The 15,897-nt window shown below is 68.8% G+C and carries 14 protein-coding genes; 6 read left to right on the top strand and 8 right to left on the bottom strand.

The window, feature by feature from the left end:
• Nucleotides 1-102: 102 nt before the first annotated feature.
• Nucleotides 103-633: an ATP-binding protein gene (locus ACWGSK_RS08110; protein ID WP_358506898.1), complete on the bottom strand. Its 531-nt coding sequence runs from the start codon at nucleotides 631-633 to the stop codon at nucleotides 103-105.
• A 286-nt stretch (nucleotides 634-919) separates the two neighbouring features.
• Here ACWGSK_RS08110 and ACWGSK_RS08105 point away from each other — a divergent pair, with 286 nt between their 5' ends.
• Both ACWGSK_RS08105 and ACWGSK_RS08100 read left to right on the top strand, forming a co-directional pair.
• Complete coding sequence (locus ACWGSK_RS08105; RefSeq protein ID WP_358506897.1) at nucleotides 920-1,846, top strand: helix-turn-helix domain-containing protein; 927 nt, start codon at nucleotides 920-922, stop codon at nucleotides 1,844-1,846.
• 375 nt (nucleotides 1,847-2,221) lie between these two features.
• Nucleotides 2,222-2,455 carry a DUF397 domain-containing protein gene (locus ACWGSK_RS08100; protein ID WP_358506895.1) on the top strand — a complete coding sequence of 78 codons (234 nt, stop codon included), beginning with the start codon at nucleotides 2,222-2,224 and terminating at the stop codon, nucleotides 2,453-2,455.
• A 292-nt stretch (nucleotides 2,456-2,747) separates the two neighbouring features.
• Here ACWGSK_RS08100 and ACWGSK_RS08095 read toward each other — a convergent pair whose 3' ends face one another.
• Nucleotides 2,748-4,109 (bottom strand): KamA family radical SAM protein, encoded by a 1,362-nt coding sequence (locus ACWGSK_RS08095; RefSeq protein WP_358506893.1) that lies wholly within the window; start codon nucleotides 4,107-4,109, stop codon nucleotides 2,748-2,750.
• Nucleotides 4,110-4,416: 307 nt separating this feature from the next.
• On the opposite strand from ACWGSK_RS08095, the gene plsX reads away from it, so the two are divergent.
• Entirely contained in the window at nucleotides 4,417-5,490 is a 1,074-nt protein-coding gene (plsX, locus tag ACWGSK_RS08090; RefSeq protein WP_358506891.1) for a phosphate acyltransferase PlsX, read from the top strand.
• 25 nt (nucleotides 5,491-5,515) lie between these two features.
• On the opposite strand, the gene ACWGSK_RS08085 is transcribed toward plsX, so the two are convergent.
• A complete protein-coding gene (locus tag ACWGSK_RS08085; RefSeq protein ID WP_452455497.1) occupies nucleotides 5,516-5,956 on the bottom strand; it encodes a protein-tyrosine phosphatase family protein in 441 nt (146 codons plus the stop codon).
• Nucleotides 5,957-6,066: 110 nt separating this feature from the next.
• Here ACWGSK_RS08085 and argS point away from each other — a divergent pair, with 110 nt between their 5' ends.
• Both argS and ACWGSK_RS08075 read left to right on the top strand, forming a co-directional pair.
• Complete coding sequence (argS, locus tag ACWGSK_RS08080; protein ID WP_452455496.1) at nucleotides 6,067-7,812, top strand: arginine--tRNA ligase; 1,746 nt, start codon at nucleotides 6,067-6,069, stop codon at nucleotides 7,810-7,812.
• 287 nt (nucleotides 7,813-8,099) lie between these two features.
• Nucleotides 8,100-8,702, top strand: coding sequence for a YceI family protein (locus ACWGSK_RS08075; RefSeq protein ID WP_452455495.1), 603 nt, complete (start codon nucleotides 8,100-8,102; stop codon nucleotides 8,700-8,702).
• Between the two features lie 71 nt (nucleotides 8,703-8,773).
• Here the strand turns inward: ACWGSK_RS08075 and ACWGSK_RS08070 are convergent, their stop codons facing one another.
• Nucleotides 8,774-9,679 carry a ribokinase gene (locus tag ACWGSK_RS08070; protein ID WP_358506883.1) on the bottom strand — a complete coding sequence of 302 codons (906 nt, stop codon included), beginning with the start codon at nucleotides 9,677-9,679 and terminating at the stop codon, nucleotides 8,774-8,776.
• 8 nt (nucleotides 9,680-9,687) lie between these two features.
• The gene (locus ACWGSK_RS08065) at nucleotides 9,688-10,512 is read right to left on the bottom strand and encodes an exodeoxyribonuclease III (protein ID WP_452455494.1); all 825 of its coding nucleotides are present in this window, start codon (nucleotides 10,510-10,512) and stop codon (nucleotides 9,688-9,690) included.
• A gap of 260 nt (nucleotides 10,513-10,772) precedes the next feature.
• Here ACWGSK_RS08065 and ACWGSK_RS08060 point away from each other — a divergent pair, with 260 nt between their 5' ends.
• Nucleotides 10,773-12,020 (top strand): winged helix-turn-helix domain-containing protein, encoded by a 1,248-nt coding sequence (locus ACWGSK_RS08060; RefSeq protein WP_452455493.1) that lies wholly within the window; start codon nucleotides 10,773-10,775, stop codon nucleotides 12,018-12,020.
• A gap of 106 nt (nucleotides 12,021-12,126) precedes the next feature.
• On the opposite strand, the gene ACWGSK_RS08055 is transcribed toward ACWGSK_RS08060, so the two are convergent.
• From ACWGSK_RS08055 to ACWGSK_RS08045, 3 genes are all read right to left on the bottom strand, one after another.
• Entirely contained in the window at nucleotides 12,127-12,351 is a 225-nt protein-coding gene (locus ACWGSK_RS08055; RefSeq protein ID WP_452455492.1) for a hypothetical protein, read from the bottom strand.
• A gap of 104 nt (nucleotides 12,352-12,455) precedes the next feature.
• A complete protein-coding gene (locus ACWGSK_RS08050; RefSeq protein WP_358506875.1) occupies nucleotides 12,456-13,598 on the bottom strand; it encodes an acetyl-CoA C-acetyltransferase in 1,143 nt (380 codons plus the stop codon).
• Nucleotides 13,599-13,703: 105 nt separating this feature from the next.
• Entirely contained in the window at nucleotides 13,704-15,758 is a 2,055-nt protein-coding gene (locus ACWGSK_RS08045; RefSeq protein ID WP_358506873.1) for an MDR family MFS transporter, read from the bottom strand.
• Nucleotides 15,759-15,897 lie beyond the last annotated feature (139 nt).

Raw genomic sequence — 15,897 nt, 5'->3', positions numbered from 1 at the left:
CAGCCTACTCGCCCAGAGGAGTCGTAACCGCTCTCCCGCGTTCCCTTCCGCTTTTTCCGTTCCGGAGTGGGCCAGGGAGATGCCCGATGATGCCTTTCGAGGTCAGAAGGGGTCCGGGCCGCACTCCGCCCAGACGACCTTTCCGTGTCCGGTGATGGGATTCCATCCCCATTCACGCGCGAAAGCGGCGACGAGGCCGAGGCCCCGGCCGGATTCGGCGAATTGGTGCGCGGAGACCCGCATCGGCCCTCGCGCCTCGGGGTCGGCGACCATGCAGACCACGGCGTCGACGGAGGGCAGTGGTCGGAGTTGGAGGAGGACACGGGTGTCCTCGGGGACGCGTCCGGAGACGGCGTGGCGACAGGAGTTGCCGACGAGTTCGGAGACGATCAGGCAGAGGTTCTCGGTGACCTCGGACATCCCCCACTCGTTCAGGCACTTGACGGCGAATCGTCGGGCCGCGCCGACCGAGGTGGGCACCGCGGCGTAGGCGTGCGCGGCCGCGCCCAGCCCGAGCGTGCCCTGTCCGATCCTCAGGTCGCCGAGCCCGACGTCCCACCGACCCCGCGGTAGTGCCGGGTGGCCCCAGGATGCCCTGGTCTGCAGCTCCGAGGGCATCAGCTCTGCGTTCATCACTGTCCTCACGGGTGATGTCGGTTCGCGAGTCCGCTTCCGCAGTGTCCTGTATGTCGCTTACAGACGTAAGACACAGATGCACGTGCAGATCAACGTTCGGCAACCCTATAGGAAGCTTCGGCCTTATTGGTAGGGGCCTGGCGAAGAATTCACCCTCATCGCCGTTGATTCGTAGAACGGGACCTTGGTCCCACTCCGAATCCACGTCGAGACCTGTCGAGGCGAGAACAGCATCGGTATACTGAGCGGTCGCTCGCGCCAATACCACTCCTAGGGAGGCGAAGTGGTAGCCGATCCCGTCGAGAACCACCAGGCCACACAGGATTTCCTGGCCAATTCCAGTGGTGGGCCCACAGTGCTGCGCATTCTGTTGGGCACCCAGCTCAGACGGCTGCGCCAGGAGAAGGACATTTCCCGGCACGACGCCGGATACGCCATCCGCGCGTCCCACGCCAAGATCAGCCGAATGGAGCTCGGTCAGGTCAGTTTCAAGCGTCGTGACGTCGACGACCTGCTGAAGCTCTACGGAGTGGACGAGCGTGAGCAGCGCGAGGCCCTCCTGGGGCTGATCTCCAGCGCCAACGCCCAGGGGTGGTGGCACAAGTACGGTGACGTGCTGCCCCACTGGTTCGGGGTCTACGTCGGTTTGGAGGAGGCCGCGTCGGTGATCCGTACCTTCGAGGTGCAGTTCGTCCCCGGACTGCTGCAGACCGAGGGGTACGCGCGCTCCGTCATCCGCCTCTCCCGCACGGCCACCTCCGACGACGACGTGAACAGTCGCGTGAAGATGCGCATGCATCGGCAGCGTCGTCTGTCCGACGGACCCGACGCGGAGATCCCCGCCCCGCGGCTGTGGGCGGTGATCGACGAGGCGGTGCTGCACCGGCCCTACGGCGACTCGAAGGTGATGCGCGAGCAGATCGAACACCTCATCGAGATGGCCCGGCGACCCAACATCACCATCCAGATCGCCACGTTCGACATGGGCGGTCACCCCGCGGCGGGCGGCCCGTTCAGCATCATGCGCTTCCCCACGCCGCAACTGCCCGACGTGGTGTATCTGGAACAGTTGAACAGCGCGCTGTACTTCGACAAGTACGACGACACGAGCGGCTACGCCCAGACCATGGACCACCTCGCCACCCAGGCCCCGCTACCGGCGCAGACCGAGGGCATCCTCAAAGGCTTCCTGGAGCGCTACGGCGACTGACCACCACCTTCCCCCCGTTTCCCCACCCGCCCCGGTCGTCTCACGCCCGGGGCTTCGTCCTTTCCCCGCGTGTCCTACTTCGGCCACGAGTGAAGAACGATCCGAAAACGGCGAACCATCGGCGCCCGTCACGCGTTAGGCCTGACATGCGGTTCCTCCACCGGGGTTCTACGCGCGGACCCATGAGTGCTTGCCGATGCAATCACGGATGCACGTGCATGCACTACGCTTTGGCCTCGCAAGGGGACATCAGGACCATCCGGTGGCGCGGCCGACCCGATCGGCGGGACCGTGGCGGCCCGATCCGATGAGTGCGGCGCGCTGGAGCCGCCTGTGGACCACCCGCGAGTCCCCCGAAGTTCCAGGAGGTTGAGGATGTATCCGATCTACAACGGCGTTCCCGCGGACCGGCTACGGGTCGATTGGACCAAGAGCAGCTGGAGCAACCCGGACGGGAACTGCGTAGAGGTCGCCACCCTCCCCGACGGCGACATCGCCGTACGGAACTCCCGAGATCCCGAGGGTCCCGCCCTCGTCTACACCCCCGAGGAGATCAAGGCCTTCGTTCGAGGCGCCAAGACCGGTGACTTCGACGCCCTCTTGAGCTGACCCTCGCCCCACCCCGGGCACCCCACCCCCCCACGAAGAGCCAGCCCGGGAACGTGTGTACGTCGAGGTCCGCGTGGTCCACTCCCGTGCCACGCGGACCGACATCCGTCCACGACGTACACACGAGCGGAGCCCGGCCCCAAACCAGGTGCCGGGCTCCGTCTGTTCATCGGAGGTCGTTCCGGTGCGTGGCACGTTCGGCGGTAAGGGACCGCCGACCTCGCCCGGTCCCGCCCGCCCCAAGGGATGGGCCGACGGGACCGCTTGAACCTCACGCGTCCGACGCTCCGTGTCAGATGCGAGTGGGGTCGACCAGACCGTTGGCGCCGACCGGGGCCTGTTCCCACGGCAGGTGGGTGGCGCCCAGGGCGGGCTTGAGGTCGAACAACCAGGCCGCGTTCTCGTCGTACTGGGCGAAGAACGGCTTGCCGACCAGCTCCGGGTCGCGCGCCTGGATGAAGTGGAGGACGAAGACCTTCTCTCCCGCGATCTCCGTCACCCCGTCCACGCACACCTTGCCCGGGGTCGCCGACATGGACGGTCCACGGACCGTCCGGGCCAGACCCGAGACCTTCTGGTAGGCACCACGGAAGATGTCGTAGGCCTCGGCCAGCGGCACCGCGAAGTAGTCCTGCGGGCCGGTGTCACGCTCCACGAACATGTAATAGGGCACCATGCCGTGCCGCACGTGCGTCCGCCACATGCTCTCCCAGGTGGCGGAGTCGTCGTTGATCGTGCGGATCAGCGGAGCCTGCGTGCGGATGACGGCGCCGGTCGCGCGGATGCGGCGCACGGCCTCCTGCACGAGCTCCGGACGCATCTCGTTCGGGTGCGAGAAGTGCGCCATGAACGCGAGGTTCTTGCCCGAGGCGACGACCTTCTCGAACAGGCGCAGCGTGTCGTCGGCGTCCGGGTCGGTGGTGAAGCGCTGCGGCCAGTAGGCCAGGGCCTTCGTACCGATCCGGATCGCTTCGAGGTGCTCGATCTCCAGCAGCGGCTCGATGTAGCGGGAGATGACCCCCTCGCCCATGATCATCGGGTCGCCACCGGTGAACAGGACGCTGGTGACCTCGGGGTGCGAACGCACGTACTCGACCATCTGGTCGATCTCGCCCGACGCGAACTTCAGGTCGGCGTCACCGACGAACTGTGCCCAACGGAAGCAGTAGGTGCAGTACGCGTGGCACGTCTGCCCCTGCTTCGGGAAGAAGAGCACCGTCTCCTTGTACTTGTGCTGAATGCCGGGGATGGGCTCCTCGTTGCCCATGGTGGGCACGTTGAGGTCCATCTGTCCGGCGGGGTGCGGGTTGAGCTTGGCGCGGACCTGGTTGGCGGCCTCGTTGAGCTCCTTTCGCCCGGCACCGGCGCTCAGCAGGTCGGCGATGCGGGCGACGTCCTCTTTCGGAAGCATGTCCGACTGGGGGAAGACCAGTCGGTAGATCGGATCGTCTGGAGCGGCGTCCCAATCGATGAGCTCGTCGATGACGTAGCTGTTGACGCGGAACGGCAGCACGTGTGCCACCGCCTTGACCGCGAGCCGCTCATCGGTCGAGAGACCGGCTCGCGCCGTGAACTCGTCGAGGTGTTTCGTCGTGTAGGCACGAAACCGACGTCCGGCGGACGGGGACTGTGCCGCGTCAGGCGTAACGCTCACGCCTCTCCTCTCCTGCGGTAGGCAGGGTGCCCGGAAGGCAGCCCTGAGCGGGTGGCTCCGGCATTACGGGTACCGGTGGACCACCTCTGGATGAAAATTCGGTTGTCTCCCGTGCACGGAGTGTTCCGAGCAGGGGAGCCGGCGAGCGGATATACCCCCGCAGGGGGTCTTGTACCCACCCCACGTTAAATCCAGCCCTGACCTGGACATTCTGGAAGTATCCTCGCATGAGTGTACGAACGCGCCCGATAAAGGCGTGACGAGGGTGACGCGGTAGCATCCCCGGACTGTGAGGAACCAACCGACGATGAGTGGCACACCCGACGCGGAATCCCCCGCTCCGCGAACGTCACCGCCGATCATCGCGGTGGACGCCATGGGTGGCGACAACGCACCCCGAGAGATCGTGCGCGGGGCCGTGACGGCCGTCCGCGACCTGGGCCTTCGCGTGCTTCTGGTGGGCCGACGCACCGAGATCGCGGCGATGCTCGCCGAGGAGGGCGCCCTGCGCGACATCCCGGTCGTACACGCCGAGGACAGCATCGCGATGGACGAGGGCGCCCTGGCCAGCTGGCGGCGCCCCCGGTCCAGCGCCGCCGTCGCCTGCCGACTCATCCGACGCGGCGACGCCGACGCCCTGGTCTCGGCGGGTTCCACCGGAGGGATCGTGGCCACCTCCACCGTCCGCCTGCGCACCCGACCGGGGGTCCTACGACCCGCGCTGGCGGTGACCCTTCCCACCCTGCCCACGCCCACGATCCTGGTGGACGCCGGCGCCAACGCCGACGCCAAGCCGGAGATGCTCGTGCAGTTCGCGCACCTGGGTTGCGCGTACGCGCAGACGGCGTTCGGCGTCGAGAACCCGCGGGTGGGCATGCTGACCATCGGTTCCGAACCGGGGAAGGGCAACAAGCTGGTCCGCCGCACGGTGGAGCTGCTGGCCGAGGTTCCGGACCTGGACTTCCAGGGCAACGTCGAGGGCCACGACCTGCTCACCGGGAAGGTGGACGTGGTGGTCACCGACGGGCACACCGGCAACGTGGCGCTCAAGACCGTCGAGGGGACCGCCGGGTTCACCCTCAACGCCATGAAGGAGGCGATCACCTCCTCCACCATCGCCAAGGCCGGGGCCGTGCTGCAACGAGGCGCGTTGCGCCGACTGCGCGAGCGCTTCGACAGCGAGACCTACGGGGGCGCCGCCCTGCTCGGCCTGAACGGCACGGTGGTGATCGCCCACGGCGACAGCAACCGCACGAGCGTGGCCCACGCCTGTCGGCTCGCCAACGACCTGGCGGGCGGGCGGATGGACGAGCGGATACGCCGACGGGTGCACCACCGTTCACCGGTCTGGCTCCACCGGCGCCCACAGGACGAACGCTGATCGGCCCCCCGCCGAGGGCGCAGAACTACACGGCGAGGCCGCGGACGTACTCCTCCTGTTCGGTGGTCTCCACGGCGAGCGTCGAGTAGTGCTCGCGCACGTAACCCACCGTGTCCTTCGCGGGCACGCCGTCGAGGACCGTCAGACAGGCCAGCGCCGTCCCCGTACGTCCCCGGCCGCCGAGACAGGCCAGTTCCACCCGCTGCTCCCCCGAACGCTCCAGCGCCTCCCGCAGGCGCTCCAGGGTGTCCGTGTCGTCCGTGGGTAGCCCGAAGTCCTCCCAGCGCACCCACCTGGCCACCCACTGGACCGTGGGCGGTTCATGGTCGAGCAGGTACACCGCGAACTCCGGGCGCGGGCCGGCCGGCAGCGGCAGGGCGAGTCCGCGACCGCGCACCAGGCGTCCGGAGGGCAGTCGCATGACTCCGGGGGAGGCCGGATCCCACAGTTGGTTCCTGTCTCTCATGTCTTCAAGCCTAGGGAGGGGTCGGGGTTCCGCACAGCCCCCGAAAGTCCTGGATGTGGCCTGGGCCATATCAGTAGGGACGGGTGTGGCCGGTCGGTAGGCTTGGAGCCATGGCCGACCCGCAGGAAGTACTCTCGCGACGGGTCCAGTCCGCCCTCGGCGCCGCCTTCGGTCCCGAGTTCGCCGACACCGACCCCGTCATCCGCCCGTCCCAGTTCGCTGACTACCAGGCGAACGCCGCACTCGCGCTCGCAAAGCGTCTGGGCCGAAAGCCCCGCGAGGTCTCCGCGGCGATCATGGAGCACCTGGACGTCTCCGACGTCTGCCGTGACGTCGAGGTCAGCGGCCCGGGCTTCATCAACCTCACGCTTCGCGAGGACTGGATCGCCGACCAGGCGCGCCTGCTCCTCGACGACGACCGCGTCGGCGTGCCCCTGCAGGAGCGGAAGAACATCCCGCTCGACTACTCCGCGCCCAACGTGGCCAAGGAGATGCACGTCGGGCACCTGCGCACCACGGTCGTGGGCGACTCCTTGGCCCGCACCCTGGAGTTCCTGGGTCACAACGTCATCCGGCAGAACCACATCGGCGACTGGGGCACCCCCTTCGGCATGCTCATCGAGCACCTGCTGGAGGTCGGGGAGGACTCCCCCGAGTCCGACCTGCTCACCACCGACCCCAACGCCTTCTACCAGGCGGCCCGCACCAAGTTCGACTCCTCCGGCGAGGACCACGGCGACTTCGCCGCGCGCGCCCGCCGTCGGGTGGTCGCCCTCCAGGGCGGCGACGAGGAGACGCTGCGGTTGTGGCGCAAGCTGGTGGGCCTCTCCAAGGTCTACTTCAACAAGGTGTACGCCCGGCTCGGCGTGACCCTCACCGACGACGACCTGGCCGGTGAGAGCAGCTACAACGACATGCTCGCCGACGTGTGCGCGGAGCTGGAGTCCAAGGGCATCGCCGAGGTCAGCGACGGCGCCCTGTGCGTGTTCCTGGACGGCTTCACCGGCCGCGAGGACAAGCCGGTGCCACTGATCATCCGCAAGAGCGACGGCGGCTACGGCTACGCCACCACGGACCTGGCGACCATCCGTTACCGGGTGGACGACCTCAAGGCCGACCGCGTCCTGTACGTGGTGGGCGCTCCGCAGGCCATGCACTTCAAGATGGTGTGGTCCACCGCCCGCAAGGCCGGGTGGCTGCCGGCGGACGTGGAGACCACGCACGTGCAGATCGGCAACGTGCTGGGGTCGGACGGCAAGATCCTGCGTACCCGCAGCGGCCAACCGGTCCGGCTCATGCAGCTGCTGGACGAGGCGGTCGACCGGGCCGCCGCCGTGGTCGCCGAGACCCGCCCCGACCTGGACGAGGAGAGCCGGGCCGAGATCGCCCGCAAGGTCGGCATCGGCGCGGTGAAGTACGCGGACCTGTCGGTCTCGCACGACACCGAGTACGTGTTCGACTTCGACCGGATGCTGGCGCTGACCGGCAACACCGGCCCGTACCTGCAGTACGCGCAGGCGCGGATCCGTTCGATCTTCCGTAAGGGCGAGGTGGACCCGACCGGGATCGAGGGTCGGATCACCGTGTCCGAGAGCGCCGAGCGCGATCTGGCGCTGAAGCTGCTGGGCTTCGGCCCCGTGGTGGAACAGACCGGCGACCTGCTACAGCCGCACCGTCTGTCCTCGTACCTGTTCGAGCTGGCTCAGACGCTCACGGCGTTCTACGAGCACTGCCCGGTGCTGACCGCCGCGACCGACGCCGAGCGCGAGTCGCGACTGGCCCTGGTCGCGGTGGCGCTGCGGGTGCTGGTGCGTGGCCTGGACCTGCTCGGTGTGGAGTCCCCCGAGTACATGTAGTCGCGAGTGGACGAAGGGCCGGGGTGAACGCCCCGGCCCTTTCTCGTTCTCCGGCCCCTCCCGTCCCGCGATGGCCGGAACCGGTCGGGGCCGCCCTGGACCGACCGTCCGAGAGCCCCTCCCAGGGGGTTCGATGTCGCTGGTCATGGTCGCTTTCGAGGACTTCCCGGACAGAGCGAGTCGAATCTCTCGTGGTGACTCGAACCGGAACTCCACGTTGCGGTGGAACATCACACTTACAGTATGTGGACAAAAGCCCCATACCAGACAAGCGGGAGATATCGTCTATGACAGCCGCCGCGGGCTTCGGCCCCGGTCCGGGTACCTGGTACCTGGATCCACTGCACTCGAGCCTGATCTTCGTCGCCCACTACCTGCGCTTCGGTCGGGTTCAGGGAACCTTCGGCGACGCGTACGGTCAGCTGCACGTGACCGATAACCCCACCCTCTCCTCCGTCGAGGTGGAGATCGCCACCGCCAGCGTCAACACCGGGGTGCGGGCCCGGGACGACCACCTGCGCTCGGCCGACTTCCTGGACGTCACGAACCACCCGAAGCTGCGCTTCACCTCGACCTCCTTGGAGCCCGGCCGCCGGCAGAACTCCTTCCGGGTCCACGGAGACCTGGAACTGCACGGCCGCTCACGTCCCGTCAGCCTGGCCGCGGAATGGGTCGGTGAGGCACCCGACTACGTGTCCCCGAACGACACCTACGGACACTTCTTCTCCGCCACCACCCAGCTGCACCTGTCCGAGTTCGGCGTGGGAGACGGCGGCCCGCTCCCCTGGGGCGGCCGGATGGTCGGCGACCTGGTCGACGTCGTGCTGGAGGTCCGCGTCCAGAACCAGGACCCCGCGCCCTTCCTCAAGCAGATCGGGCACACGCCCTGAACCGTCCGGGTGCCGTACCCACCCGGGCCCTCAAGTCGTGCGCCCGACAGAGCGACGCTCGCGTCCTCGGTTCAGCCCTTGAGCAGGGCCTCCACCTCATCGCGCGTGGCCATCGATGAGCTCGCTCCGTGCCGTCCCACGGAGATCGCGGCCGCGGTCGCGGCGAACTCCATCGCCTCTCGCGGAGAACGCCCCTCGGCCCGGGCCACCGCGAAGGACCCGCAGAAGGTGTCACCCGCGGCGGTGGTGTCCACCGCCTTCACCCGCCGCGCCGGGACCGCCACCGGCTCCTCACCGCGACGCCCGTACAGCGACCCGGCCGAACCCAGGGTCAGCAACACCTCCGGAACACGCTCCAGCAGCGCGGCCAGCGCGGCGACCGGTTCGTCGTGTCCGGTGATCGCCGCCGCCTCGTGCTGGTTGGGGACCAGCACGTCCACGTCGGCCAGGAGCTCGTCGGGGAGCTCACGCGCGGGCGCGGGGGTCAGGTAGACCGGCACACCCGTCTCACGACCCATCCGCGCCCCGGCCACCACGGCCTCCATGGGCAACTCCAACTGGAGCAGCAGCGCGTCGACGCCCTCCAGCAGCCCGCGGTCGGACTCCGGTACCCCGGAGACCTCACCGTTGGCACCGGGGACCACGATGATGCGGTTGCCGCCGTCCCCCTCCACCACGATGTGGGCGATGCCGGAGACGCCCGGCACGGTGCGCAGTCCCTTGACGTCGATCCCCTCCGCCTCCAGGTTGGCGCGCAACTCCGACCCGAAGGTGTCCTCACCGACGGCGCCGAGGAAGGCCACCCGAGCACCCGCCCGCGCCGCGGCCACGGCCTGGTTGGCGCCCTTGCCGCCGGGAACCTGCCGGAAGTCGGTACCGGTGACGGTCTCGCCACCGCCCGGCATCCGTCCCACGTAGGCGACCAGGTCCATGTTGACGCTGCCGAAGACCGCCAGGCGGGGCACTCTGGAATTCACGTCGTCGCTCACTTCTTCTCCCGGTCGACGGGCCGACTGTCGGCCCCGTCCAACGCCACGATGACGGGCGCGTGGTCCGAGGCGCCCTTGCCCTTGCGTTCCTCGCGGTCGATGCTCGCGCCGGTCACCCGGGCCTTGAGCGCCGGCGAGGCGAGCACGAAGTCGATGCGCATGCCCCTGCGCTTGGGGAACGCCAGCCCCTTGTAGTCCCAGTAGGTGTACACGCCCGGGCCCGGCGTGTACTCGCGCACGACCTCCTCGAACCCGGCCTCGACCAGCCCGGTGAAGGCGGCGCGCTCGGGTTCGGTGACGTGGGTGAGCCCCTCGAAGGCGGCGACGTCCCACACGTCGTCGTCCTGGGGGGCGATGTTGAAGTCGCCCACGTAGGCGATCTGCGCCTGGGGGTCCTCGGCCAGGCGGGCGGTGCCGGCCTGACGCAGGGCCTCCAACCAGCGCAGCTTGTAGTCGTAGTGGGGGTGGCCGATCTCGCGCCCGTTGGGCACGTACAGGCTCCACACCTGGACACCATCGCAGGTGGCGGCGATGGCGCGGGCCTCGCGTTCCTCGGGGTCGCCGAAGCCGGGCTGGCCGGGGAAGCCGATCCGGACGTCGTCGAGACCCACCCGCGAGGCGATCGCGACCCCGTTCCACTGGGAGAGGCCGTGATGGGCGACCTCGTAGCCGCGGTCGGTGAAGACCGACGCCGGGAACTGGTCGTCGCGGGCCTTGGTCTCCTGGATGGCGACGACGTCGACGTCGCTGCGGTCCAACCAGTCACCGATCCGCTCGGCCCTGGCCCGGGCACTGTTCACATTCCATGTCGCGATACGCACAGCAGAAGGCTAAGTCATCCCGCCGACGTCCCGGCCCCGGGCAGGCCCCTGACATGAGGAAACCCCGGTGCGGCCGTCCTCCGCACCGGGGTCGTGCGACTCCCGGCACATGCTCGGTTGTTTTCCGTCGCGCTTCCTTGGACGGCCGAGTCTTCCCTACGGTTCGCATTGTGCGCAAGGTTTTTTCGTCGATCGGCCGGAAAGCCCTCCGAAACCGAGAAGACCTCGGATCGTCGGTGCCGGAGGTTAGGTTGGGTCGCATGGTCGAACCGCACCCCCGTCGCGACGCCGAGTTCTCCCCATCCCAGGCCCGCCGCATAGCCTTGGCCGCCCAGGGTTTCGCCGATCCACGTCCCAAGGGCGAACCCACCCTCGCCCACCTGGCACGGGTGCTGCGCCGGATCGGGATCCTACAGATCGACAGCGTGAACGTGCTCGCCCGCAGCCAGTACCTGCCGGTCTTCGCCCGCCTGGGCGCCTACGACCCCGCCCTGCTGGACCGGGCGACCACCACCGCCGTCGGGTCCGGCCCGGCCCGGCTGGTCGAGTGCTGGGCCCATGAGGCCAGCCTGGTGCCACCCGGAACCCACCGGCTCATGCGGCACCGGATGGAACGCAACCGCGCCCAGGAACGCGTCGGCTGGTTGAACGGCATCCGCGAGGAGAAGCCGCACCTGGTCAAGGCCGTCTACGAAGAGGTGGCCCGGGTCGGTCCGGCCACCGCCCGCGAGGTCGAGGGCTCACTGGCCCAGGACGCGCCTCGCACCAAGGAGCACTGGGGGTGGAACTGGTCCGAGGTCAAGAAGTGCCTGGAATACCTGTTCTGGATCGGCGACCTCACCACCAACGGACGCAACGTCCAGTTCGAACGCCGCTACGACCTGCCCGAACGCGTGCTGCCCTCCGCGGTGCACGGTCTCGCCCACCCCACCCCGCAGGAGGCGCACCGGGAGCTGGTGGCCATCGCCGCCCGGGCCCACGGCATCGCCACCGAACCCGATCTGCGCGACTACTTCCGGCTCAAGGGCGCCGAGACCCGCGCCGCCATCGGCGACCTGGTGGAGGCCGGTGAACTGGTCCCGGTGTCCGTACGCGGCCGGGAGCGCACCGCCTACCTGCACAAGGACGCCCGAATCCCCCGCAAGGTCGAGGCCCGTGCCCTGCTGAGCCCCTTCGACTCCCTGGTGTGGACACGCGACCGGGCCGAGGAGCTGTTCGGGTTCCGCTACCGACTGGAGATCTACGTGCCCGCCGCCAAGCGCGTGCACGGCTACTACGTGCTGCCGTTCCTGCTGGGAGAGGACCTGGTCGCCCGGGTCGACCTCAAGGCCGACCGCGCGTCGGGAACCCTCCTGGCCCGCCGGATCACCCTGGAGGAGGACGCCCCGGCCGACACCATGCCGGCGCTCATGGAACAGCTGGCCGAGATGGCCGACTGGCTCGGCCTGGACAACGGCGTGGGCGGCGAGGCGCTCCCCACCCCACGCCGGCCGGGACGCCCGACCTGAGGGGGCTCTTCGGACGCCGGTGTGAACCGCTCCAGAGCACGAACCGCACGATTTCCGTGCTCGTCCGCGTAGAGCTTGGTCATCGCGGACGTGTCGGCGAATACGCTCACTCGCGGCCTTCCGTCACCAGACCCTCCAAAGGGGTTCCCCCTCCAGCGGCACGGCGAGCCCTCTCGACGGCCTCCCGACTCGGCCGAGAGCGCGGGGTACCCGATTCATCCAGGAGGCCTGCCCGCGCGAGTTTGGCTCGGACCGTCCGAGCCTCGTCATCCTCCAGGCCCGGGTCGGTGACCGCGCGCATCATCCGGGTGGGGTGCTCGCTCTGACTCATACCTGAATCGTGACCGCCTGCATGCCTGCTATCAAGCGGCTTCCTGGATCCGATACGAGAACGGGCCGCGCACCGTGGGTGCGCGGCCCGTTCGGGGGCGCGGGTCAGACGCGTTCGATGATGGTGACGTTGGCCTGGCCACCGCCCTCGCACATGGTCTGCAGGCCGTAGCGACCGCCGGTGCGGTGCAGTTCGTTGACCAGTTTGGTCATCAGGACCGAACCGGTGGCGCCCAGCGGGTGGCCCAGGGCGATGGCGCCACCGTTGGGGTTGACCTTGGCCGGGTCGGCGCCCAGTTCGTCGATCCACGACATCGGCACCGGCGCGAACGCCTCGTTGATCTCGGTGACGTCGATGTCGTCGATGCTCAGACCGGCCTTCTCCAAGGCGATCTTGGTCGCGGGGATGGGCGCGGTGAGCATGTAGACCGGGTCGTCGCCGATCAGCGACAGCTGGACGATGCGGGCGAGCGGGGTCAGGCCGTGCTGCTTCACCGCGCGTTCGGAGGCGATGAGCAGGGCGCCGGCGCCGACGGAGATCTGGCTGGCGATCGCGGCGGTGAGCTCCCAACCCTCGCGCAGCGGCTTGAGTCCGGCCATCTTCTCCATGGTGGTGTCGGGGCGCACGCCCTCGTCCTGGGAGACGCCGGCGATCGGCGCGATCTGGGAGTCGAAGTGGCCCGCCTCCAGAGCGGCGGCGGCGCGACGGTGGCTTTCCAGGGCGAACCGCTCCAGCTGCTCGCGCTTGTAGCCCCACTTCTCACACATGAGCTGGGCGCCGCGGAACTGGGAGATCTCCTGGGTCCCGTAACGCTCGATCCAGCCCTCGCCGTACAGCGAGATGCCGTTCTCGATGGCGTGCTGGACGTTGGAGCCCATCGGCACCATGCCCATGTTCTCCACACCGGACGCCACGACGAGGTCCTGGGTCCCGGACATGACGCCCTGGGCGGCGAAGTGGATGGACTGCTGGGAGGAGCCGCACTGGCGGTCGATGGTGACACCGGCGACGGTCTCGGGTAGTCCCGCGGAGAGCCACGCGGTGCGGGCCAGGTCCAGGGCCTGCGGTCCGGCCTGGCTGACCACGCCCATGATGACGTCCTCGACGGCGGAGGGGTCGACCCCGGTGCGCTCGATGAGTTCCTTGAGGACGTGCGCCCCCAGGTCCGCCGGGTGCACCGCGGCGAGCGCGCCCTTCTTGGTGCCGACGGGGGTACGAACTGCGCCGACGATGTATGCCTCGGCCACGGGGTCCTCCAAGGGGCTGGGATGTGACGTCCTATTGAACCGAACTGTATTCGGTTTCACCTCCCTGGCAAGCCCCCGCCCCCGACTTCCCGCCCTCGGCCCAGCTCAGCCGCGCTCTCGATCCGGGCCCCCGTCGGCGTCACCCAGGCGGCCCGCGTCGCGTTGATCGCCCAGGGTGTCCCCGGTGACCTTCTCCAGGACCTCGAACACGTCGGGATGCTCGTCCGGGTCGAAGTCCGAGAGCAGGGAGCGCAACGCGGTGCGCTGCGCCTCGTAGAGTCTGCGGACGGCGTCCTCACCGCGCCAGTTCAACTCCCACGGCTCGCTGTCGGAGACCAGGTAGCCGTTCTCCAAGAGTTCTTGGTGCACGTTCCTCCACCGGGACACCGCCAGGCCGGAGAACCGATGCAGTTGGTCCACCGAGAGCGGACCCTTGACGCCCAGGTGGCTGAGCGCCCAGCAGCCCTCGATGGACACGTCCAGACCGGCGGCCTCCCGCAACCTTCCGTACATCGTCTCGGCGCCCTCGGCCCCGGTGGCCTGGTAGATCTCGTGCTCGACCTGAGCGATCGTGGTCCGGCTCGGCGCCGCCACCGGGGAGAAGGTCTCGTCCAGGTCCGGGGTGGTGATGGTGGTGCGCAACGGGATCTGCTTCAGGAACACCGCCAGCACGAACCCGATGATCGCCACGGGAACGGCCGTCAGGAAGACGACGTCGATGGCGTCGGCGTAGGCCTCCAGGAAGCCCGCCTGTTCGCCGGGCGACAGTTGATCCAGCGCCCTGGGGTCGGACTCCAGATCCATGGGTTTCACCCCGGGCGGCAGACGGATCTCCTCCGCGCGCTCGGCCAGGTTCGAGGCGAGTTGTCCGGCGAAGACCGCGCCGAACACGGCCGTGCCGAACGAACCCCCGATCGACCGGAAGAAGGTGGCCGTCGACGTGGCCACGCCCAGGTCCTCGTAGGCCACGGCGTTCTGCACCACCACGACCACCACCTGCATCACCAGGCCCAGGCCGACGCCCAGGACGAAGAAGTACAGGCTCATCTCCAGCAGCGAACTGTCCGGCCCCATCCCCGACATCAGGAACAGGCCGGTCGCGGTGAGCGCCATTCCCGCGATCGGATAGGGCTTGTACCTTCCGGTGTGCGTCACCAGGCGACCGCTCGTGACGGAGGTGATCAGCATGCCCACGACCATCGGCAGCAGATGCAGACCGGACGCCGTCGGAGACAGTCCGTGCACGATCTGGAGGAACAACGGCAGGAACGCCATCGACCCCATCATCGCGAAGCCCACGCAGAAGCCGATGGCCATGGCCACCACGGCGGTGGAATCACGGAACAGACCCAGCGGTATGACCGGGTCGGTGGCCCGACGGGCGGTGAGCCACCAGCCCAGGCCGAGGACCACCGCGCCCGCCGACAGGCCGATGATCTGCCAGGACAGCCAGCCGTACACGCTCCCGCCCCAGGAGGCGACCAGGGTGAGGCACACGGCGGTGGCGGCGAGCAGGACGATGCCCGCGTAGTCGATGTTCTGCCGTCCGTAGGGCGAACGGCCGGGCAGGAAGCGCAGGACCGTCACGAACGCCAGCAGCCCCAGTGGGAGGTTCACGTAGAACACCCACCGCCACGACAGGTGGTCCACGAACAACCCGCCCAGGAGAGGGCCCGCGACACTGGATACGCCGAAGACCGCTCCGAAGAGCCCTTGGTACTTGCCGCGCTCGCGTGGTGAGACCACGTCGCCGATGAGGGCCGAGGCCAACACCATGAGACCGCCGCCACCGATCCCCTGGAAGCCGCGGGAGAGGATCAGTTGGAGCATGTTCTGGGCGATCCCGCACAGCATCGAGCCCACGAGGAACACGGCGATGCAGGTGAGGAACAGCTTCTTGCGGCCGAACTGGTCGCCGAGCTTGCCCCACAGCGGGGTGCTGGCGGTGACGGCCAGGAGGTAGGCGGTGATCACCCAGGACAGGTGGTTGAGCCCGCCCAGGTCGGCGACGATCGTCGGCAGCGCGGTCGACACGATCGTTTGGTCGAGCGCGGACAACAGGACCGTGAGCATCAGGGCGGTCATGATCAACGCGATCCGCGCACCTTGGTGCTCGCGCCGATCCTCCGCGCCCTGGTCGGCGCCGCCGCCACGGGCCATCGAATCGCCTCCCCGATCGTGGCAGGCGACGCTCACCGTCCGGCGCCCCCGCTGCGGCCACACTAGGAAGCCCCTTCCTCCTCGGGTCGGGGAACCGCCAGGGGGAACGGGAACTTTGCCCCCACTTGCCTCCCGACCT

This window comes from Nocardiopsis sp. NPDC055551, from assembly GCF_053619415.1.
This window is presented reverse-complemented; position numbering and strand designations above follow the sequence as displayed.